The organism is Coprococcus ammoniilyticus (assembly GCF_025567345.1).
Lineage (GTDB): Bacteria > Bacillota > Clostridia > Lachnospirales > Lachnospiraceae > Coprococcus > Coprococcus ammoniilyticus.
In genome coordinates, this window is sequence record NZ_JAOQJS010000005.1 from 314,832 (window position 1) to 336,047 (window position 21,216).

General features: G+C 42.2%; 20 protein-coding genes and 1 other annotated feature. Of the genes, 3 read left to right on the top strand and 17 right to left on the bottom strand.

What is annotated here, in order from left to right; all coding sequences use genetic code 11:
- The first annotated feature begins 133 nt into the window (after positions 1–133).
- The gene (locus OCV60_RS09810; protein WP_262530109.1) at positions 134–1,462 is read left to right on the top strand and encodes a sodium-dependent transporter; all 1,329 of its coding nucleotides are present in this window, start codon (positions 134–136) and stop codon (positions 1,460–1,462) included.
- A 103-nt stretch (positions 1,463–1,565) separates the two neighbouring features.
- Here OCV60_RS09810 and OCV60_RS09815 read toward each other — a convergent pair whose 3' ends face one another.
- The 17 genes from OCV60_RS09815 to crcB form a co-directional block, all read right to left on the bottom strand.
- Positions 1,566–2,681, bottom strand: coding sequence for a 5-methyltetrahydropteroyltriglutamate--homocysteine S-methyltransferase (locus tag OCV60_RS09815; protein ID WP_173788841.1), 1,116 nt, complete (start codon positions 2,679–2,681; stop codon positions 1,566–1,568).
- 167 nt (positions 2,682–2,848) lie between these two features.
- Positions 2,849–3,865 carry a LysR family transcriptional regulator gene (locus tag OCV60_RS09820; RefSeq protein ID WP_173788840.1) on the bottom strand — a complete coding sequence of 339 codons (1,017 nt, stop codon included), beginning with the start codon at positions 3,863–3,865 and terminating at the stop codon, positions 2,849–2,851.
- A gap of 27 nt (positions 3,866–3,892) precedes the next feature.
- Complete coding sequence (locus OCV60_RS09825; RefSeq protein WP_262530110.1) at positions 3,893–5,545, bottom strand: sensor histidine kinase; 1,653 nt, start codon at positions 5,543–5,545, stop codon at positions 3,893–3,895.
- Between the two features lie 25 nt (positions 5,546–5,570).
- The gene (locus OCV60_RS09830; protein WP_262530111.1) at positions 5,571–6,239 is read right to left on the bottom strand and encodes a response regulator transcription factor; all 669 of its coding nucleotides are present in this window, start codon (positions 6,237–6,239) and stop codon (positions 5,571–5,573) included.
- A 449-nt stretch (positions 6,240–6,688) separates the two neighbouring features.
- A complete protein-coding gene (locus OCV60_RS09835) occupies positions 6,689–7,000 on the bottom strand; it encodes a helix-turn-helix domain-containing protein (RefSeq protein ID WP_021944812.1) in 312 nt (103 codons plus the stop codon).
- A 5-nt stretch (positions 7,001–7,005) separates the two neighbouring features.
- Positions 7,006–7,353, bottom strand: a complete 348-nt coding sequence (locus OCV60_RS09840) for a type II toxin-antitoxin system RelE/ParE family toxin (RefSeq protein WP_008399964.1) — start codon at positions 7,351–7,353, stop codon at positions 7,006–7,008.
- 173 nt (positions 7,354–7,526) lie between these two features.
- Entirely contained in the window at positions 7,527–9,272 is a 1,746-nt protein-coding gene (locus OCV60_RS09845) for an FAD-dependent oxidoreductase (RefSeq protein ID WP_262530112.1), read from the bottom strand.
- A 2-nt stretch (positions 9,273–9,274) separates the two neighbouring features.
- The gene (gene ahpC, locus OCV60_RS09850; protein WP_262530113.1) at positions 9,275–9,838 is read right to left on the bottom strand and encodes an alkyl hydroperoxide reductase subunit C; all 564 of its coding nucleotides are present in this window, start codon (positions 9,836–9,838) and stop codon (positions 9,275–9,277) included.
- Positions 9,839–9,903: 65 nt separating this feature from the next.
- Positions 9,904–11,655 carry a 1-deoxy-D-xylulose-5-phosphate synthase gene (locus tag OCV60_RS09855; protein ID WP_262530114.1) on the bottom strand — a complete coding sequence of 584 codons (1,752 nt, stop codon included), beginning with the start codon at positions 11,653–11,655 and terminating at the stop codon, positions 9,904–9,906.
- 6 nt (positions 11,656–11,661) lie between these two features.
- Positions 11,662–12,048, bottom strand: coding sequence for a MerR family transcriptional regulator (locus tag OCV60_RS09860; protein WP_021944808.1), 387 nt, complete (start codon positions 12,046–12,048; stop codon positions 11,662–11,664).
- 70 nt (positions 12,049–12,118) lie between these two features.
- Entirely contained in the window at positions 12,119–12,685 is a 567-nt protein-coding gene (locus tag OCV60_RS09865) for an alpha/beta hydrolase (RefSeq protein WP_262530115.1), read from the bottom strand.
- 154 nt (positions 12,686–12,839) lie between these two features.
- Positions 12,840–14,561: a carbon starvation CstA family protein gene (locus OCV60_RS09870; RefSeq protein WP_173788836.1), complete on the bottom strand. Its 1,722-nt coding sequence runs from the start codon at positions 14,559–14,561 to the stop codon at positions 12,840–12,842.
- Between the two features lie 133 nt (positions 14,562–14,694).
- Positions 14,695–14,960, bottom strand: a binding site (T-box leader).
- An 87-nt stretch (positions 14,961–15,047) separates the two neighbouring features.
- On the bottom strand, positions 15,048–16,454 hold the full coding sequence (locus tag OCV60_RS09875) for an amidophosphoribosyltransferase (protein WP_173788835.1): 1,407 nt from the start codon (positions 16,452–16,454) through the stop codon (positions 15,048–15,050).
- 471 nt (positions 16,455–16,925) lie between these two features.
- Positions 16,926–17,408: an HD domain-containing protein gene (locus tag OCV60_RS09880; protein WP_021944804.1), complete on the bottom strand. Its 483-nt coding sequence runs from the start codon at positions 17,406–17,408 to the stop codon at positions 16,926–16,928.
- A 160-nt stretch (positions 17,409–17,568) separates the two neighbouring features.
- A complete protein-coding gene (locus OCV60_RS09885) occupies positions 17,569–18,045 on the bottom strand; it encodes a pyridoxamine 5'-phosphate oxidase family protein (protein ID WP_021944803.1) in 477 nt (158 codons plus the stop codon).
- 225 nt (positions 18,046–18,270) lie between these two features.
- Entirely contained in the window at positions 18,271–19,479 is a 1,209-nt protein-coding gene (locus OCV60_RS09890; protein ID WP_262530116.1) for a M20 metallopeptidase family protein, read from the bottom strand.
- A 42-nt stretch (positions 19,480–19,521) separates the two neighbouring features.
- Positions 19,522–19,884, bottom strand: coding sequence for a fluoride efflux transporter CrcB (gene crcB / locus OCV60_RS09895; protein WP_008399981.1), 363 nt, complete (start codon positions 19,882–19,884; stop codon positions 19,522–19,524).
- A gap of 159 nt (positions 19,885–20,043) precedes the next feature.
- Between crcB and OCV60_RS09900 the strand changes: the two genes are divergently transcribed.
- Together OCV60_RS09900 and OCV60_RS09905 are read left to right on the top strand one after the other, a co-directional pair.
- On the top strand, positions 20,044–20,532 hold the full coding sequence (locus OCV60_RS09900; RefSeq protein WP_021944800.1) for an RNA polymerase sigma factor: 489 nt from the start codon (positions 20,044–20,046) through the stop codon (positions 20,530–20,532).
- Positions 20,516–21,136, top strand: a complete 621-nt coding sequence (locus OCV60_RS09905; RefSeq protein WP_173783806.1) for a hypothetical protein — start codon at positions 20,516–20,518, stop codon at positions 21,134–21,136. Before OCV60_RS09900 ends, OCV60_RS09905 begins: the two co-directional genes overlap by 17 nt.
- Positions 21,137–21,216: the final 80 nt, after the last annotated feature.

A 21,216-nucleotide genomic window follows, 5' to 3' on the forward strand; every position in this document is an offset into this window, starting at 1 on the left:
TGTGAGGACCGGCGACCTCAAATGCCACTGTTTTAGTAAGTCAAACTGTTCACACATAACGATTGAATATCAATTTCAAAACCATCTATATAATATATAGAAAGCAGTTATTTAACTGAGATAAGGTTAGTTTATGAGTAATAAAAATACGAAAAGTTTTGGAAGCAAATGGGGATTCATTCTGGCTTCTGTTGGTTCTGCCGTTGGTATGGCAAATGTCTGGGGATTTCCAAATAAATTGGGAAGTAATGGTGGCGGCGCATTTCTGCTGATCTACCTGCTTTTTATCTTTATATTCAGCTATGTGGCACTTCCGACCGAATTTGCGATCGGACGAAAAGCCGGGACGGGAACACTTGGTGCTTATAAACATGCATGGGAAACAAGAGGTAAAAAAGCCGGTACTGCCGGCGGACTGCTTGGCTGGCTTCCACTCGCGGGCTCCTTATGTATCGCGATCGGTTATGCTATCATCGTTTCCTATATTTTAAAAGCCTTCCTTGATTCTCTGATCGGAACTTTAATGCATGAAGATACAGCAGCCTGGTTTGATTCATTTTCATCTAAACCGTTCTCCGTGATCCCACTTCACATTATCGTGGTAGCCGGAACGCTCCTGACCCTGTTCTTTGGAGCGCATAGTATAGAAAAGACAAATAAGATCATGATGCCGTTATTCTTCATCATTTTCCTGATCCTTGCAGTCCGTGTTGCTATGCTTCCGGGCGCAGCAGAAGGATATAAGTTCATGTTCACACCGGACTGGTCAAAGCTTGCTGATCCTATGATCTGGATCTGGGCAATGGGACAGGCATTCTTCTCCCTGTCAGTTACGGGAAGCGGCATGATCGTCTATGGCGCTTATCTGTCAAAGGATGAAGATGTTGTCGGAGTTGCCAGACATACTGCGATCTTTGATACGATTGCTGCCGTTGTCGCAGCGCTGGTCATTATCCCGGCATGTTTCTCTTATGGCGTTGATGTCGGAGCAGGTCCAAGTCTTCTCTTTGTTACCCTGCCGACCATCTTACAGAACATTCCACTTGGACGGTTATTTGCGATCATCCTGTATATAGCAATGATCTTCGCCGGTGTAAGCTCCCTTCAGAATATGTTTGAGGCGGTTGCCGAATCACTCTTACACCAGTTTCCGAAGCTCAGCCGTACCGCAGTCCTGATCATCATCGGTGTGTTATGCCTTGGCTGTGGCATCGGTATGGAGACGATCTCCAAATGGGGACCTTGGATGGATATTGTTTCTATCTACATCATCCCGATCGGCGCAACCATCGGTGCTGTCTCATGGTTCTATGTCATGAAGAAGGACGAACTGCTCGAAGCTGTCAACTGCGGCAGCAAAAAAAATCGTGGCACACTCTGGTATTCCATTGGACGTTACCTCTATGTACCACTTGCTATCGTGTTATGTGCAGTTGCATTGTTTAAACATATATCGTTTTAAAAAAAAACAAAACGGCGGGGAGTTTCCCCGCCTGTTCTTTTGGTTGGACCTGGGTCTTTCGACCAGCCCATAACTGTGACCTGTCACATTTCTTATTATCGCTCTACCACACTTCTTCTGCAATCTCTTTTACAAGACGAAGCTTATCCCACTGTTCTTTCTCGGTCAGCTTATTACCGATCTCACAGGATGCAAATCCACACTGTGGGCTGAGATATAATCTGTCAAGTGGAATATAATTTGCAGCTTCCTTTATACGGGCAATTACTTCTTCCTTATTTTCAAGCTTTGGTGACTTCGTTGTAATAAGACCAAGCACAACCTTCTTATCACCGGAAACCTTTGCAAGCGGAGCAAATCCGCCGGAACGCTCATCATCGAATTCCAGATAATATGCATTTACATTTTCTTCTCCGAACAGGATATCTGCTACAGGATCATAAGCACCACTGTTTGCATAAGTAGAATGGAAATTACCACGACATACATGTGTATTGATTGTCAGATCCTTTGGTGCATTTGCGATTACCTGATTATTGATATCCTTATGGATCTTCTGGATCTCCTTTAAGCCCTCAGCAGTTGTTCCGTATGCAAGATGTCCGCTTCTGTCTGCCATCATGCCCCAGGTACAGTCATCAAGCTGGATATTTCTACATCCTGCATTGTACAGATCCTGGATCACTTTTCCATATGCATCTACAATATCCTTTACCAGGTCTGCATCGGATGTGTAGTATTTCTCCGTCTCCACACGGTTGAATGGCATTGTAAACTGCGCAAGGAACTGAGCAGGAGATGGCATTGTCTGTTTTGCTACTGTATTCTCATCTTCAAACTGTTTTACGAACTTAAAATGCTCTACAAATGGATGCTCTTTGGATATGCCGACTTTTCCAACCAGATAAGTATCATCGACCATAGCTGCTTCACCATGGAATGGAAGACCTGTCTTTGTAGGTGTATGTCCGATTCCATCAAATCCCCACATAAAATCAAGATGCCAGGTTGCACGACGGAATTCACCATCTGTAATAACATGATAGCCTGATTCCTTTATCTTTGTTATAAGCTCTGTGATCGCTTCATCTTCTACTTTCTTTAATTCATCGTATGAGATATTTCCCTCATCAAACTGTCTTCTCGCCTTCTTTAACTTTGCAGGGCGAAGAAAGCTTCCTACATAATCATAACGAAATGGTGTCTGTAACTGACTCATTGCTTTATCCTCCATATAATTCAAATCATTTCTATAATAACCACTCTGCTTATTTCCCAGCCGTGATTTCCCGCTTATTATATGGCAGCGAACAAGATCTGTATAATACAAAAAGGATTCTGTTTGTCATAGTTTCAAACTATATCTAAACAAAATCCTTTTCGATTTTATTTCAGCTTCTTTATATGTTCATCTATCTTACCTGTAACATCCGTCAGCATTTCCCCATCTCTGCCAAGTTCATTAAAGCGTCCCCGATGTTCCAGTTTTCGTCTGGGCGGTTCCGGACTCAGATATTTTTTCAGAGCCTCCAGATATGTATTTCCCAACCGGCTGATCATTCCTTTCTTATGCGTGATATATCCGATCCGCATATCACTCTCATCGGCAAGCGGAACTGCTATGATGTCTCTGCCATTCAGCTTCTTATCGATCACACCGCTGCACACGGTATAGCCATTTAAACCGATCAGCAGGTTAAACAACGTAGCTCTGTCCCGGACACGGATATTCCGTTTCCGCTCAAAGGATGAAAAAATCTCTTCTGAAAAATAAAAGGAATTATGCTCCCCCTGTTCAAATGACAGATACGGATAGTCCTCAAGTTCTTCATTTGTTATGACCGTCTTGCCGGCAAGCGGATGTTTTCTGCTGATAAATACATGCGGTCTGGCTACAAACAGCAAATGAAATTCCAGATCATTCGAACGCAGAAGCTTACGCAGCACTGCTTCATTAAAATCATTCAGGAATAAGATTCCGATCTCACTTCTCATCCTTGCTACGTCTTCGATGATCTCATAAGTCTGCGTCTCCCGTATGCTGAAATCATATTCATCCTGTCCATACTGCTTGACCAGATCCACAAATGCATTGACGGCAAATGAATAATGCTGGGTTGATACACAGAACTGTTTCTTACCACCATCATTTCCCTTATATTTATCTTCTAAAATAGCCGCCTGTTCCAAAACCTGTCTTGCATATCCTAAGAATATCTCTCCTTCCTTTGAAAGACTGATACCCTTATTCGTCCGGTTGAAAATGACGATATTCATTTCCTTTTCCAGTTCATGGATCGCATTTGTCAGACTTGGCTGCGAGATATACAGCTTATTTGCTGCTTCCGTGATCGTTCCTGTATCCGCTACTGTTATCATATATTTTAACTGTTGTAATGTCATTGCCGGCACTCCTTATCATTAACTTATCTAAAAGTCCACCTTCACTTCCACACCATCACCTGCATTTTTCATCTCACAAATAAATCCATGGCGATCCATGATGGTTTTGACAATGGATAAGCCAAGCCCGGTTCCTTTGTGTCCATGTCTGCTGTTATCCCCTTTGACAAATGGATTCCAGATATTCTTTAAAATATCTTCCGGAATCGGCTCACTTGTATTCTGAATGGAAAGGCGCTCATTGCTCATCTGAACTGTGATCTTTCCATCCTTTGTAACATACTTAACCGCATTATCCATCATATTCATAACTGCCTGATACATCAGAGCCTCGTCTGCTTCGATCTGGCAGCTTCCCTGAATGTCAAGCCTGATATTTTTAGTTTTAATTGTTTCCGCATATACATCTGCTGCTGTATTTATGATGTTTCCAATATCAACTTTAGTCTTATGAAGCTCTGTGTTTACATCCTCAGCCTTTGCCATATCAAGGATGGATGCAACCTGTTCATTCATTGCCTTTACTTCATTTAATATCCCGTCCATATAATACTGGTTCTTCTCCGGATTCTTTCCTGATTTCAAATTCTCGGCATACAGAGAAATAACGGCAAGCGGGCTTTTGAGATCATGTGCCATCGCATTTGAAGTTGTTCGTCTGTACTGCTCCATATCATACGCTGATTTATAGGATCTGTACATTATATATGCGATCAGAAGTGAGATCAATGCACTTCCAAGCACTACCCCAAGCCATGTGTAAATGATCATATGTCCCATCAGTGACTTTACAATATTATAATGATAATCAATGACTGCAAAAGCAGTGTTGTCATTGTTGATAGGGAATGCATAGACTGTATGTGTGCCGTATGCACATTTTTCTGTATCTTCCACATATTCCCAATTGGAATTATTCTGATAATCATTCACGATCTCATCCGTACCTGTATACCGGTCAACCTTTAACGATGTTGGTATGCAGCCAACGACTCCATGCGGAATGGTAAATCCCGAACTCTGATCCAGCTTCACATAACCATCCGGTATCTCTGATACCGTTCTTTCCTGCTCCTCCCCATCTGCAAAACAGGTATAGGAAGCCGGATAAAACTGCATTCCTGATACATAGATCTCATTCATTTTATCAAGTGAAAAATCCGCAGACATATCCTTTATTTCAGGAACAGCCGCTTCAAATATATCATTATCACAATACAGCATATATTTGTTCTCAGATGTATCATTGATTTGAAGAAATACCTTATCCTTCTGATCCGTGATCTCTGTCAGATTACCGGCATCGTCCTTCTGATACAGATGAATAAATCCCTGCATATTGACCACCTCACTGTCATTTAACGCAGCCATTGACAGATTATTCAAATATATCATATTTCCAATATAATGATCATACGGTGTCTGGAACTCGTAATCTGCGTCTTTCTGTTCTTCAAGCTCCGTCTGATAAATATTCCAGTATTTTATGCCTGCCTGACGGATCGTCTTTTCTGCAGCCTGCACATTGCTCGATATATTATTCTGAAATGTCAGGTTTAAAAATGCTGTAATGATACCCCCAAGTATCGATGTTACAATAATAAACGGAATAAAAATCTTTAAAAAGAAGGAATAAAACTTCTTTTTTTTCCCATAATATTTCTTTTCTTTTTTTTTCATATGATAGTCCACCTCTCTGATCTGATTACTCCATCCGATATCCTTTTGCAAATACGGTCTTTACCATTTTACCGCTGTCACCAAGTGCTTTGCGAAGCTTCTTTACATGGTTGTCAACCACACGGTCACCACCATCGTAATCATACCCCCATAACCGGACAAGCATATCATCCCTTGTCACGATCATGCCCTTATGCTCCATCAGGTATTTGAGCATCGCATATTCTTTTGGTGCAAGCCGGACCTCTTCTCCTGCTGCCTCAACAAGCAGTCTGTCCGGATACATCTTGATGTCTCCCACCTGGATCACCTGATTCTTCGTCCACAAGCCTTTCGACCTACGCAAAAATGACTGGATCTTCGCCTGAAGCTCTGCCATGGAAAATGGTTTCACAACGTAATCATCACAACCGAGATCGTACCCGTAAAGCCGGTCTTCTTCTCTGCCTCTGGCGGTCAGAAAAATGATCGGAACGTAACTCTTTGCCCGGATGGCTCTGCATATCTCAAATCCATCTGCCCCCGGCAGCATCACATCTAAAAGTGCCAGATCATATTCATGTTCGTACACCAGAGCAAGTGCCTCGTCTCCGTCCGCCGCCCAGGTAAATGTGATCTCACTCTCTTTCATGTAATCCATGATGCCCTCTGCAATTCCTGCTTCATCTTCTACCAGTAAAATGTTGTAACTCATAGCGCTCCCCATTTCCAGAATTCATTTTTTAATCTCTCGATATCTTAGATTCTGAACCTATCATACATGGCAATTATATCCTATTTGTATCCTGTTGTACACAAATGTAAGTTTTCAAAACGAAAAGAACGTCCTTCTGCCTGGTATCAATGCCCATTATATAACTCGTTACGACTTCTGTTTGTTGCACATAACTTATTCGTAAATACTCCTGTGCTAACTCGCCTGCGGCTGAGCGGAGCACTTAGTGAAGACGAGCGTTAACACGAAGTCTGAGGTTAGTGCGTGCCATGTAAGTACACTTAGTGAAAACAAGCATTAGCGTAGTTTGAGCTTAGTGTAGCTTACTCTGATCTGGTTATGTGCACCGCACAACGAAATCTCACTGATGTTATATTAATGAACATTGATACCAGGCAGAAGGACGTTCTTTTTATTTTTTCTTCTTATTATTTTGCTACTACAAATTCTGTTTCATCCAGATCTTCGGAAGCTAAGATATCAAGCAAACGAAACGCTGGTCCGGTTGGGTGTGTTCTGCCACACTCCCATGCCTCTACTGTTTTCTTCGAAACACCCATATAAGATGCAAAAACTCCCTGTGTCATTCCTGCCCGCATCCTGATCTCACGAATTTCTGTATTTGAATATTCTTTCACTGGCATTATCATATATGTTTTTACGCGAGCTTTTCCCTGTCCTTTTTCATACTCTATTGCTTCTTCCAATCCCTGTTTTAAATCATCAAATAATGAACCCATAGAAATCATCTCCTATTCTTTGCCGTTTCCTCTTTCAAAGATTTTACCAACTTCTTAAGTACATTTTTTTCTTCATTTGTCAGATTTTCCTGACTTTTCTTTTCAAATGCAGTTATTAGATAGGTAACTTCATATTCTGCAAAATCCGTATAACATACACGAACACTACCACTCTTTCCTCTATTTTCTAATGGGAACCGTACCTTACGTATTCCACCAGTTCCTTCCATTACCGGTCCTGATTCTGGATTTTTTAATAGCATAATTTGCAATGCTCGTAACTCATCTTCCCCAAGCCCTATTTCTTTCCACCGTTTTGTAAATAATGGTATTTCAATAAATGTTCTTATCATTCGCTAATTCATCCCTCCTTTTTTCTAAATAGTATACCCTATTTTGTAGGGTGTCAATCTTTTTATTTAATCTGTTTTGTCTAATATCCTATTTTACACGATCACAAATTATTCAAAATAAAAGGAGCATCCCTTTACCGAATATATATCCAGTAAAGAGATGCTCTATTATTTTATAAAATCTCATCCAAATAGTCTAATAGCTCCGGTAATGTCTTTCTTCCAAATGCTACATGTTCATCGTTCACAACAAGGCATGGTACGCTCATAACCTTATAGCGTTTCTGATAAGATGGATATAGCATCACATCGTAAATCTCTGCTGTAACCTGTGGATTTTCTGCGGCTATTTTCTGTGCTGCGATGACAAGATCGGGGCACATGGAACAGGCAAGTGTTACAAGAATCTTGATATGAAGCGGCTTTTTGATCGCATGAATACGCTCCATAATCTGTGCATCCACTTCTTGTCCCGGTCCGGCAGCATTATACAATCCAATCACAAAAGAAGTGAATTCATGTCCACCCGGTACACCATGGAAGCCAAGCCCGGTATCACTTCCGTCTTCTCCCAAAATCCTGACAAATGGTCGTTCGTTTGCCGGAACAGAATCCCCGTCTGCCCCTTCCTCTGCTACGATTACACTGAGCTTTTCGGTTCGTCTGCTCATAGCTTCCATATATTGTTTTAGCTGCACTGACTCCTGCTTCTGATTCAGATATAATTTCAGGATCAGCGGATGCGCCATGCGGTCAAAGACCTCATCTAACTGCTTTTCCGTCTCTTCATCAAAGAACTCGTCCGACAATGAATCTTCTGCTTCCGGCTGTTTCTGTTGTCCAGTTTTATACATTCCATATCCGGTATTTTCAGCGACCACAGGCTGCATTCCTTCACTCTTTTTCTCCTGTGTAACATTCTTCTCCTTTGATTGTTTATTTTCCCGCAAATTCCGTGATGGCTTTGCTCCATTCTTTTTCTGCATGGCTGCCACATACCGTTCAAGCTCTGTCGCTGCAACTGCACCATCACCGACTGCCGTCACTACCTGACGAAGATTTTTCTGGCAGACATCGCCAGCCGCATAAACACCCGATATACTGGTCTGTCCAGAAGCATCCGTAATTACATATCCCTTTTCATCAATCTCTGCTTTTCCCTGCAGCAACGAAGTCTCCGGCTCGTATCCGGCAAATACGAAAATACCAAACGTATCTCCTTTTGGCGCATGATATACACTTTCTTCTCCTGTTTTCACATTTTTATACACCAGTGTTGTCAGGACATCTTCACCCTCCGCGCGGACGATCTCAGTACTGGTAAGCACCGTAATTTTTTCATTTGCTCTGGCTTTATCCGCCGATGACTTAGGGCAGGAAAAATCTTCACCCCGGATCAATATCGTCACATGGCTGGCATACTTGGTAAGGAATACACTTTCCTCCGCAGCAGCATAACCGCCACCCACAACAAATATTTCCTTGCCGGTGAAGAACTCTCCATCACAAGTTGCGCAATAAGCTACGCCCCGTCCTTTAAACCGTTTCTCCCCCTCAAATCCGATCATTCTCGGATGTGCTCCGGTTGCGAGCAGAATTCCGTAACAGGAAAAGTCGCCCTTATTTGTATGCACGATTTTATATTCTCCATCTACATCCAGCTTTTCAACCTCTGCCATCAGGAATTCTGCACCAAAATTCTCTGCCTGTCTGTACATAGCAGCGGTCAGGGATTTTCCATCTGTTTTCTCTATTCCCGGATAGTTCACCACCTCTTCTGTTATCGTGATCTGTCCGCCAATCTTCTCTTTCTCGACAACAAGCACCCGGTAACAGGCTCTCGCCAGATAAATAGCTGCTGTAAGCCCCGCCGGTCCCGCGCCTGCAATCACCACATCATACATATTTTCATTCTTCATTCTTACAATCTCCCTACAAGATCCAGACTTGGACGCAACGTAGCTCCTCCCGGCTGCCATTTGGCAGGGCAGACCTCATCTCCATGCTCCGCAACAAACTGGCATGCCTGCAATTTACGAAACAGTTCATCTGCATTTCGCCCGACATTTCCTGCACTGACTTCATAGGAAACAATTCGCCCTTCCGGGTTGATGACGAAGCTGCCACGCTCTGCCATCCCATCTGATTCGATCATCACTTCAAAATCTTCACATAATTCATGATTTGGATCTGCCAACATCGGAAACGTGATCTTTCCAATCTTTTCCGATGTATCATGCCATGCCTTATGCACAAAATGCGTATCTGTTGATATGGAATAAACCTCACAGCCGGCAGCCTTGAAATCCTCATATTTATCCTGCAGATCTGACAGCTCCGTCGGACAGACAAATGTAAAATCTGCGGGATAGAAGAAAAATACACTCCATCCGCCTAATATGTCGTCCCTGGTTACCGTTTTAAATTCACCATTTTGATATGCATGCACAAAAAAATCGCTTACTTCTCTGTTAATCATCGACATTGTTTAATCTCCTTTATCAAACATTATTTCTGATTAATATTACCTGTAAGCGATTTTTTATACTGTTAAACCTTCTTCACATCTTCTGCAATCTGTTCTGCTGTCAGATGATTTTCTTTTAATACTTCATTTACATCGTAGCGGTCATAGAAGAATTTCTTTAAACCGTAATTCAGAACCTTCATATCAGAATCACCATAGAAGCCGGCGATTCTCTGACCGAAGCCACCTTCCAGATAACCATCCTCTAATGTAATTACGATATCATGATCTTTCTTCAGATCATTCAGAAGTTCTTCATCCATACCGGAAACATACAGTGGGTTAATGATGGTTGGCGTAACTCCTGTCTGCTCCTCGATCAGTGCTGCTGCATCTGTTCCAAGCTGATAGAAAGTACCTGCACCGATAACGGCAATCTTGCTTCCCTTTTGGGTTACTTCGTATTTATTTAACTGGCTGAAATCCTTTGTTACAGCTTTTCTGTCCGATACCATCGCAGCTCCCGGAAGCTTGATCGCAACCGGATGCTCTGTCTGCTCTACGCTCCAGTCAAGCATTGCCAGATATTCCTCTTTGGTTGTCGGTGCCAGATACACAAGCCCCGGAATACTTGTAAGCATCGGAATATCCTGTAAGCCAAGATGTGTTACATCATTCATTCCATATACAGATCCCGCAAATACAACGATCGTTGCAGGGTTGTTATTGATGCACAGATCCTGTGTCAGCTGATCATATGTCCGCTGGATAAATGAACTGTATACACCATATACAGGCTTGCCGCCATTTGCCGCAATACCGGATGCCAGTGCAACCGCTGTCTCCTCTGCGATACCGACATCAATAAACTGACTGCCTGCTTCTTTTCTCTTATCTTCTGTAAATCCCATAACAGTAGGTGTTGCAGATGTGATCGTAACTACAGATGGATCTTCCTTCATTTTCTTTAAGAGATAATCTCTGGTTACGTCGGAATAATCTTCTCCGTCAAATTCCATCAAAGAATTTCCTGTTTCAAGGTCAAATGGCATACACCAATGCCACTGTTCCTTATTCTGTTCTGCCGGTGCATAGCCTTTTCCTTTTAAAGTTTTAATATGCACAACAACCGGTTTCTTACTGTCTTTTACAGATTCAAATGCTGCGATCAATGCAGCAATATCATTTCCTTTATCTACATATACATAATCAAGTCCCATTGCACGGAACAGATTACATTCTGCCTGCCCGTTTGTCTCACGAAGCAGTTTCAGATTCTGATACAAACCACCATGATTCTCAGCGATCGACATGTCATTATCATTTACAACAATGATCAGATTGCCACCAAGCTCAGCCGCATAGTCAAGACCTTCCAATGCCTCGCCACCGCTTAATGAACCATCACCGATCACAGCGATCACGTTGCCGTCTTCCTTTTTCAGATCTCTGGCTTTCGCAAGGCCACAGGCAAGACTGACAGATGTAGATGTATGTCCGATCTCAAAGAAATCATACTCACTTTCTTTTGGATTTGTATATCCGGATACATCATCGTAATGTTCTTCGTAGAGATAAGCATCCTTTCTGCCTGTCAGCATCTTATGCGGATAGCTCTGGTGGGATACATCATATACGATCTTGTCCTTTGGTGACTCAAATACATAATGCATCGCAATCGTTGCTTCTACCATACCAAAATTCGGTCCAAAATGTCCGCCATGCTTACTTGCACGAACCAGCAATGCCTGTCGCATCTCTGCTGCCATCGCCGTCATTTCTTCTATATTTAATTTCTTTACATCTTCCGGTCCGTTAATCTGTTCAATATACATAATGTTCTAACAATCCTCCTTATCCCATGACAATACGCCGGTCTGTACCGCTTTCTCATAGCGCGATACCTTATAGGCAAGCCGCTTCATGGTTGCCTCGATCTGTTCTTTCTGCTCCTGCAATACGTCATACTGCTCCTGCAATAGCTGCCGTCTTGCTTCAAACGTCGTATCTCCCATCTGATACAGTTTCACATATTCAATCAATGCCTCGATTGGAACGCCGGCATTCCGCATACAAACTGCATTTTCTACCCAGCCAAGATCCGATTCCTGATAATCTCTGTTTCCACTCGGAGTTCTTGTAACCGGTGGAATCAGCCCTACACGCTCATAATACCGAAGGGTATCCTGTGAGATACCAAATTTCTCACTTACTTCCTTGATCGTCATCTGCGCCACCATCCTTCATTTGATTTTTCCTTACTATAGCACTTGGAGTTTGCTCAAAGTCAAGACTTTTTTACCGGCTTATAAAATCCGCCGTCTGCGCCATGATTTTTTCCAGATTCTTCAGATTCTTCCATACATCGGCTGTCTCTAAGGAATGATTTGCTTTCTCTATCACATGAACCGGAATCCCTGCTTTTTGGCACCGATCTGTAATTGCATCGGTGCTCTCCACCCATGGATCTTCCGTTCCTGTAAATGCTATCGCTCTCCCCGACAGATTAGATGCGCAATTGTCAAATGTCGCCTCAAGCGGAGTATACAGCACATGCCTGCATGGCATCTTATGTCGTTCTGCGTAAGTAGTCGCAATGATCGTTCCTACACTTTTTGATAAGAATAAAATGCTGTCATACCCGGAAAAATCTATATCTTTTAATATTTCCTCTGTCTGTCCGTACAGGTCTTCAAATGCTGCCTGCATTTTTGCCGGATCGCCTTTGACGTTTCCGATCCGATTCACATATTCTACGTTCTTATATTCTTTATATCCTACGGATTCTGCTACGCGCCTGCCATAATATAACAGTGGCTTGTCGCAGTGATAGCCGATTCCCGGAAAACATACTACCAGCTTCATCTTCATACCTCCTGACGGAGTTATTATAACACAAAAAACTGTGGTGGGAGGATATCTGTATATCTCCCCATCCACAGTTTTTCAATGAATATTATTTTTACGATTTAGATTTATTATTTATTTTACGTTTATTGTTTTTTATTTGAATATTATTTTATGCTTCCTTTTCAGCAGTCTTCTCATGCTTCATAAGAACAAGTTTTCTGATACATGTAATTGCTACAATGATACCAAGTACGATAAGGAATACTGCAACAATGAGCTGAAGTCCTTCAACAAGGAATGTACCGGTTCCGGCCTGGAACTTCTGGATATTTCCGATTACGTTGAGAACGATAGCTGTAAATGTTACAGCAAGCATTATAAGCATTGGTGGATAAAGCATTGCATGCTTTCTGCTTGTTGCCTTGAGGAATACTGCTACACCAATCAGTACAAGTGCTGCAAGCATCTGGTTTGCTGATCCGAAGAGTGGCCATACATTTGAATATCCACCCTTGCAGAGAAGGTAACCAAAGAACAATGTTATAACTGTAGCTAAATACTTATTTGTAAGAATCTTCTGCCATACAGGCATCTGAGATGGATCTGTAGTATCTCCCATGAACAGCTCCTGGAATGACATACGTCCGATACGTGCGACTGAATCAAGGGATGTCAGAGCAAGTGCTGATACACACATGGTCATGAATACATTTGCTACTGAATTTGGAAGTCCGAACTTCTCAAGGAAACCTGCGATACCCTGTGAGAAGATCTGGAATGGTGTAAGTCCTTCCGGTGCTTTTCCTCCAACTGCTACTGCGCCAACTACGATCAATGAAATAACACCGAGGAGTGTCTCAAGGATCATTGCGCCATAACCTACGAATAACATATCTTTTTCATTTCTGATCGTCTTTGATGATGTTCCTGATGAAACAAGGCTGTGGAAACCGGAAACCGCACCACAGGCGATCGTTACAAACAATGTTGGGAACAGATAACTCTTAGCACCTGTTGACGATACAACTGTGAAACCATTGAAAGCGTTCAGCCCCATATTCGGATGTCCAACCAGAACACCGACAAATGCTCCAACCAACATACCAACAAGCATGAATGTTGTCATGTAATCTCTTGGCTGCATAAGTAACCACATAGGAAGTACGGATGCAAGGAACAGATATGCCATGATAACGTAGTTCCACTGGTCACCGTTTAAGTACCAAGGAAGCTTCATACCTACTGCAAACATTGCAACGATGAGGACGATAGCAACGATCGCTTTCACCCACTCCTTCATATTCTTACAGGTCTTCATAACAACACCGAGTACCATAGCGACAACAATGAATAACATAGATACCGTAGCGGCTGCTGCACCGTTAAAGTTCTTTGTTACTGCTCCGTCAGCACCTGTCGTGAATCCGTTAAATGTTGATGAAACCATAGATGTGAAGGCTGCAATAACAAGAAGTGTAAAGAGCCAGCAGAACAGTGAGAAGAATCTTCTTCCTGCCTTGCCTATGTACTTCTCAATAACAAGTCCGATGGACTTACCTTCATTTTTAACGGATGCATACAGAGAACCGAAATCCTGTACTGCACCGAAGAATACGCCTCCGACAAGCAGCCAGAGTAAAACCGGTACCCATCCAAACATTGCCGCAATGATTGGTCCCTGTACAGGTCCCGCACCTGCGATGGATGAAAACTGATGTGCAAATACTGTAAGCTTTGATGATGGCACATAATCCTTTCCATCTTCATTTGCAACGGCCGGGGTCTTTGCATTTGCATCTACGCCCCATTTCTTAGCAAGCCATCTTCCGTAACCCAGATAGCCAGCTCCTAAAACTACTACTGCGATAAGAATAATTACCAAACTATTCATATCATTCTCCTTCCTTCCGCCATGTGGCAGATACTTGATTATAGTATGTTCACAAAGAGTTTATACAAAAACATATCTTTTATAGGACGACCTTTCCTATAAATTAAAAAAAGCTTTCGTCTTCATGTAATTCCATAAAGACGAAAGCCTGTAAACTTCCGCGTTACCACTTTATTTGCCATTCAAAAAAATGACCACTCAACCTCATCTCATAAGCTCACACTGTAGAAATAAGTTTCTTTGTAACGGTAGAAAACCGGTGACACCTAATGTCCATATCTGGAATTCAGTGCACTGCTCGCAGAGGATAACCACTAAAAACATACACCGTCTCACACCACCCGGCGGCTCTCTGAAATACTCCTTTTTTAATGATCGTATTCTGTTCGTTGCATTTGCTCTTTGTTAACTGCTAATTTAGCACTCTGTTTTTTTGTTGTCAAGAGCGATTTTAAATTTTTTTGACTTTTTCTGAATGATTTTTCCCTATTCTTTACCATCCCAACAATAAGTACACAGCTTGCACTTATCGATTCCAACGGATTCAAGCATATCGTCTAAGCGATTGAAACGCAATGATGTAAAGTTCAGTTCCTTACGGATCTCCTCAACCATTGTTTCGTATTTCTCAGATTCCGGATCTGCATACTCCTGTAATACTTCATCGGTTACATTTCCATTCTCCAAACGATCGATCACACGACGGGTGATCAGATCCATTTCTGATGATGAACGAGAGAAATTCAGATATTTACATCCATATAATAACGGCGGGCAGGCAGGACGGATATGTACTTCCTTCGCACCACTCTCATATAAGAACTCAGTTGTTTCACGAAGCTGGGTTCCACGTACGATGGAATCGTCAATCAGAAGAAGGCTCTTATCACGGATCAGTTCATCCACTGCTAACAGCTTCATCTTCGCGATCAGATTTCTCTTACTCTGGATCGTTGGCATGAAAGAACGTGGCCAGGTCGGTGTATATTTGATAAATGGTCTGGAAAATGGGATTCCGGATTCATTTGCATAGCCGATTGCATGAGCGATACCGGAGTCCGGCACACCGGCTACGATATCCGGCTTTACGTTATCACGCTTCGCCATCGCCTTACCACAGTTATACCGCATCTGCTCTACGCTTGTGCCCTCATAGGAACTGGATGGATAACCATAATATACCCAGAGGAAGGTACAGATCTTCATTTCTTTATTCGGATTGACCAGCGTGATACAGTTCTTGTCTGTCACGACAGCGATCTCTCCCGGTCCAAGTTCCTTATAGTCCCTATATCCAAGATTTTTATATGCAAAATTCTCAAAGGTTATACAATAGGCATCCTCTTTCTTACCGATGACAACCGGTGTTCTGCCGTATTTGTCACGGGCTGCATAGATTCCCGCCTGATTCATCAACAGAATAGATACAGAACCATCGATAGAATCAAGTGCAAACTGAATTCCTTCGATCAGATTTTCCTTCTGATTGATCAGCGCCGCGATCAGCTCCGTTGCATTGATGTCCCCACCGCTCATTTCTAAGAAATGGGAATGTCCATTCTTGAACAGCATCTTTGTAAGCTCGTCTGTGTTATTGATCTTGCTGACTGTTGTAAGTGCATAAGTGCCATGATGAGAACGTACGATCAATGGCTGCGGTTCGTAATCGGAGATACATCCGATTCCCATATGACCACTCATTTCCTGAACATCTTTGTCAAATTTTGTACGAAATGGTGCATTCTCAATATTGTGGATCGCACGGTTAAATCCGTCTTCTCCATATACTGCCATTCCACCTCGTCTTGTTCCCAGATGTGAATGGTAGTCGATACCAAAGAACAAATCAAATACACAATCCTGCTTTGATGCTACGCCAAAAAATCCGCCCATTGCCTTTTCCTCGCTTTTCTAAAACTCTCATGACATTCCTCAACAAATGCTTCCATAACGAGATGTATCCATATATATTCTTTATTTCACAGAACACTTGCGTTCTATTTTTACGCAACGGTACTAAGCTCTCTGCTAATCGCAGATCGCTAAGGACCGGCGTAAAAAGAGGTCTGTTACATAAAAATATATATGTCTACATCTCTGTTTTCTAGTACAATCTCATATCTCTTTGTCAATTCATATCAATATTTTCTTCAGTGATAATTCTTCGTTTTTTTACAAAACCTTTTTTATTTTATAGGATGTACTTACATAAATCAATAATTTCTATCAAAAAACGTAATAAAAAAAGAACAAGATCATACACTTATCGGGCTGCAAACAGCTTGCGAAAATATGTATAATGTTGTTCTTTTTCTATAGATGTCAATATTATTCTTTAGCTATATGCAGCATGCTGCATTATGATCAGCCTCTGACGGTTTTTGTGACGGCAAGGCGGAGGACTCTGGTGGTTTCTTCGGCGGCGCACAACTTATCCGCCCATGTTACGATCCAGCTCTCCCGGAACTTTGGAGGTGTTATGTTGAGTGGGAACATATGCTTTCGGATGATATCCCGCTCAATGAAGTTCAAATTGAAATCCCGTCTGGCATTATGCAAGGCTCGTTCTGCATGAAAAAAACCATGCAGCCGATGTCCGCCATCCTTCTCATGCCAGTCATACAAGAAATAATCATGAAGCAGTGCTCCACGCACCAGCGACCGTTCATCAATATATGCGGAACATTTCTCTGCAAGCTCCAGACTTTTCTCCGCCACCCGCAGGGAATGATCGTAACAGGTTATTGAACCATGTTGCACAAATGTTTTTTCTTTCTGCATACCCTCTGATGCCAGGATATCCGCACCATATTTATATATTTTTTCTTCGATACGATTCGCTTCCATTTTGGATTCTCCTGAATTCCCTAATCTCTGTCTCTTACATCATTCAACTACTGCCAACTATTTTCCAATTCCTTGCTTTTTTCTCAAACCGGCTATTTATTCTTACCCATGATAGCACAATTTATACGTGGTAAACTATTACTTTTTCTTAATGTTCTTTTTATTTTTCTTGATTCATTTTTACCGATAATTCCGGAACAACAACCTTGATCACATTCACCAATTTTGTCATTGGTTCTGTAATGATAAAATCTCTTCCCAGCTGACTCTTTATTATAAGCTCCAGTCCCATAACCTTCTCATCAACATCGGTCAGAATGCTGGCAGTTCCTTCTCCCATCACGCAAGCATAATTTGCCCCATATTCACATGGAACTTCACCACCACTGGTCAGTACCATATCTGTATCAATCTCGATAAATACATTTGGATTGGCTGCGATCACGTCATATTTGCGTCCTTCCGTTGCGCCATGCATATATAACGTGAGTCCTCCATCCTTATAAATATATCCATAATGCAATGGAACGATGTATGCCTTTCCCTCATCCACCATTCCAAGATGAACCACGCCTGCTTTCTTTATGATCTGCTCGATCTTCACCGGATCTGTAACTGCTCTGTCCTGTCTTCTCATCTATTTTCTCCTTTCAGCCACATTGGGCTTAAAATAATTATTAAAGACATATTTTCCATCCCTCAATCATCAACAATAAACTTATGAATAGGGCGTACTTTCCTATAAAGTAAAAAAAACAGAGAATTCGCACATCGTCGAACCTCTCTGTTCTTTTTTATTATATACCAGCTTTATGTTATCTGGCAAGGGAGCATTTATAAATATTTAAAGTTGCATACAGAATTAACATTCCCCCTCTTTTATGTCAACACACAACCCGGCAAACATAGTAACTGCGGTTTCAAGTATGGCATCGGGAAATTCGAAATGTTCCGTATGAAGCTGAGCATAATCCTCTCCGTCACCAATGCCGAAAAATGCTCCCTTTGTCTCCTGCAAATACCAACCGAAGTCCTCCGACCAGCGCATCGGTTCAGGCAGCTCCATATATGGAATCTGCTGAGAAGCCGCACACGCCCGGATCTTCTGCACCTGTTCCGCATGATTATCCGTAGATGGAAACCGTTCAATCTCCTTTATCGAAAGTTCCAGAGCTTCCTTCTGTGCCATAACTTCTGCCAGCTTACGAATCTCTGCCAGATAATCATGAAATACCTGTTCGCCTTCACCTCGAACGGTAAGTCTCAGATATCCGTCCGATGCCGCTACACCATAGTTCTCACTTCCAAGTTCCATCCCGATCAAAGTCATGCGGACAAATCCTTTTGTCTCATTAAACTGCTCTGTCAGTTCTTCAATCTGAAGCAAGAGTCCGGCAAGTGCATATCCGGGATTTCTGCCAGCTTCCGGATATGCTGCGTGGCTCGGCGTTCCTGTCATGTGGATCTCTAAGCCCGTTGAAGCACATGCAAATGTTCCATCCTTCACAAGTACCGTTCCAAGCGACTTCCCCGGTATATTATGAAAGCCATAGATTTCTCCGATATGCGTTTCTTTGATCAGGCTTCTGCAAAGCTCTGCGCCCTTTCCAATCTCCTCCGCCGGTTGGAAGATCAGATATACATCCTGTGTCAACGGATCTTTTCTGCTGTCCAGATACAAGCCAAGTCCACATAGCACACTGCTGTGTCCATCATGTCCACAGAAATGTCCCGGCTTTCCATCCTTGCCACATACCGCATCCATATCTGCCCGGAATGCAATCGGTGGCTTATATTCCGTCATTTGCTCTGGTATTTCCGCAGCCACTTCACTCACATGGAATGTTTTATCATTTTCTGTGGTTACCCGATCATATGCTCTTTTCACCGCATAAAACCATGCCCCACAATCTACGATCTCTAATGCTGTATGCGATTTTAAGAAATCCATCAGCAACTGTTTTGTCTTTACTTCCTGCATGGAATGCTCCGGGATCCGGTGGAGCTGCTTTCGCAGTTCCATTATTTGCTCTATAATCTGTTTATCTATATATTGCTCTCTCTTATCCATATCGTCAGCCCTCTATTCCCATAAATCTTCATCGTTTCATCGTTACTTCATAAGTATTTGTGCAGCAAATACCGCAGCAACACTTAATATCACACTTAATCCTATATAAAGTATCGTAAATCCGTAATTCCCGCTCTGTATTAATTGATCTGTTTCCAGTGCAAATGTAGAAAACGTCGTAAATCCACCGCACACTCCCGTCTTTAATGTCAAAACCAGAAGTGGTGATACCTGATACTTTTCTGCCAACACAGAAATTAAGCCAATAACAAATGCTCCTATTACATTAATCAATAATGTTTTTATCGGAAAGTTGTTTTGTGCTCCCACCGGTATTAAACCAATCAAATATCGAAGAATTGCACCTATGCCGCCTCCAACGCCAACTAACAAACATTTTACCATTTTATCTTTTCTCTCTTTCTGTCATTTCATACCTACACTATCAAATGATAAAACAATACAAATTTTATGCAAGTATAATTTGTATTTTTGTAACCTTTAAACCGGATGAATTGTGTTATTATTGAAAGGCCTTTTAACACAAGAAAAGAGGATGTGACTATGCGATTACCAACACAAACTGTTATACAAATGTATCAGGACAATCTGTTCCGCATTGCATTTTCCATTTGTCAGAACCGGGAGGATGCCGAAGATGTTGTTCAGGAAACATTTCTACGCTATCATTCAGGTGCCGTGGATTTTAACGATGAAATGCATATCCGGGCATGGCTGATCCGGGTTACGATCAATCAGTCAAAAAATATGCTTCGCACCTTCTGGCACAGGAACCGGACATCATTGGAAGATTATATGGAACAACTGAATTTTTCTGATACTGAAAGCCAGGAATTATTTGAAACAGTCATGAAGCTGCCGGAAAAATACCGGACAGTGATCCATCTGTTTTATTATGAAGACTATTCCATTAAGGAAATTGCAGACATTCTAAAGATCAGCGAAAGCAACGTAAAGGTCCGGTTAAACCGCGGACGTACCGTGCTTCGCGACACCCTAAAGGAGGCTTGGGACTATGAACAATCAGAATAAAGAACGCTATAAGAAAACATTTGACATGATCCACTCAGATGCAGTCATCAACATCACCCCGGAACGCTCAAAGAAGCTGCGGATCCACACGATCACACGCAGACTTTCCTACGCAGTTGCCGGACTGGCAGCCATCTTCTGTCTGTCAAATGGCATCTGTCTGGCAGCAACCGGAAGCACCTGGGTGCATAAGGTATTCTCTACTGCAAATGGTACGAAGGTCGAATACGATGCAGAAGACGCTACCATGTCTTTCCGTATCGAATCAACCGATCAAACCTATGTCACCGCGAAAGCCGGAAGACTGTATTTCACCCTGAACGGACAGCAGACCGATATCACAGACAAATGCAGTACAGATACCTACTTCCGATATGATTACACGGATGCCGATCATATCACACATGTGATCGTCATAGGCGGAACTGCCGATGATTATGGCTATGCCGAATATCTGTTTGATGCAGATGGTACTTATATCTTCAACAACATGAATGTATCTTCCGATACTCCGGCATGGTTTGTAAATGCGGAAAAAGATCTCGGTGTAGATGCGGAATCCTTATCGGATGAAGCTGCCACCTATTCCGTGACCGAAGAATAAAAATTTTTAAAATAATTCCATAAATCCTCCATTTTCTTTCGTATATAAATTAAAGAAGCAAATAAACCGGACATTGATAA

What these genes read in the sequence shown, in the direction of transcription:
- OCV60_RS09810 (WP_262530109.1), top strand. Translation starts at nt 134, where the DNA reads ATGAGTAATAAAAATACGAAAAGTTTTGGAAGCAAATGGGGATTCATT.
- OCV60_RS09815 (WP_173788841.1), bottom strand. Translation starts at nt 2,681, where the DNA reads ATGAGTCAGTTACAGACACCATTTCGTTATGATTATGTAGGAAGCTTT.
- OCV60_RS09820 (WP_173788840.1), bottom strand. Translation starts at nt 3,865, where the DNA reads ATGACATTACAACAGTTAAAATATATGATAACAGTAGCGGATACAGGA.
- OCV60_RS09825 (WP_262530110.1), bottom strand. Translation starts at nt 5,545, where the DNA reads ATGAAAAAAAAAGAAAAGAAATATTATGGGAAAAAAAAGAAGTTTTAT.
- OCV60_RS09830 (WP_262530111.1), bottom strand. Translation starts at nt 6,239, where the DNA reads ATGAGTTACAACATTTTACTGGTAGAAGATGAAGCAGGAATTGCAGAG.
- OCV60_RS09835 (WP_021944812.1), bottom strand. Translation starts at nt 7,000, where the DNA reads ATGGGTTCATTATTTGATGATTTAAAACAGGGATTGGAAGAAGCAATA.
- OCV60_RS09840 (WP_008399964.1), bottom strand. Translation starts at nt 7,353, where the DNA reads ATGATAAGAACATTTATTGAAATACCATTATTTACAAAACGGTGGAAA.
- OCV60_RS09845 (WP_262530112.1), bottom strand. Translation starts at nt 9,272, where the DNA reads ATGAAGAATGAAAATATGTATGATGTGGTGATTGCAGGCGCGGGACCG.
- ahpC (WP_262530113.1), bottom strand. Translation starts at nt 9,838, where the DNA reads ATGTCGATGATTAACAGAGAAGTAAGCGATTTTTTTGTGCATGCATAT.
- OCV60_RS09855 (WP_262530114.1), bottom strand. Translation starts at nt 11,655, where the DNA reads ATGTATATTGAACAGATTAACGGACCGGAAGATGTAAAGAAATTAAAT.
- OCV60_RS09860 (WP_021944808.1), bottom strand. Translation starts at nt 12,048, where the DNA reads ATGACGATCAAGGAAGTAAGTGAGAAATTTGGTATCTCACAGGATACC.
- OCV60_RS09865 (WP_262530115.1), bottom strand. Translation starts at nt 12,685, where the DNA reads ATGAAGCTGGTAGTATGTTTTCCGGGAATCGGCTATCACTGCGACAAG.
- OCV60_RS09870 (WP_173788836.1), bottom strand. Translation starts at nt 14,561, where the DNA reads ATGAATAGTTTGGTAATTATTCTTATCGCAGTAGTAGTTTTAGGAGCT.
- OCV60_RS09875 (WP_173788835.1), bottom strand. Translation starts at nt 16,454, where the DNA reads ATGGGCGGATTTTTTGGCGTAGCATCAAAGCAGGATTGTGTATTTGAT.
- OCV60_RS09880 (WP_021944804.1), bottom strand. Translation starts at nt 17,408, where the DNA reads ATGGAAGCGAATCGTATCGAAGAAAAAATATATAAATATGGTGCGGAT.
- OCV60_RS09885 (WP_021944803.1), bottom strand. Translation starts at nt 18,045, where the DNA reads ATGAGAAGACAGGACAGAGCAGTTACAGATCCGGTGAAGATCGAGCAG.
- OCV60_RS09890 (WP_262530116.1), bottom strand. Translation starts at nt 19,479, where the DNA reads ATGGATAAGAGAGAGCAATATATAGATAAACAGATTATAGAGCAAATA.
- crcB (WP_008399981.1), bottom strand. Translation starts at nt 19,884, where the DNA reads ATGGTAAAATGTTTGTTAGTTGGCGTTGGAGGCGGCATAGGTGCAATT.
- OCV60_RS09900 (WP_021944800.1), top strand. Translation starts at nt 20,044, where the DNA reads ATGCGATTACCAACACAAACTGTTATACAAATGTATCAGGACAATCTG.
- OCV60_RS09905 (WP_173783806.1), top strand. Translation starts at nt 20,516, where the DNA reads ATGAACAATCAGAATAAAGAACGCTATAAGAAAACATTTGACATGATC.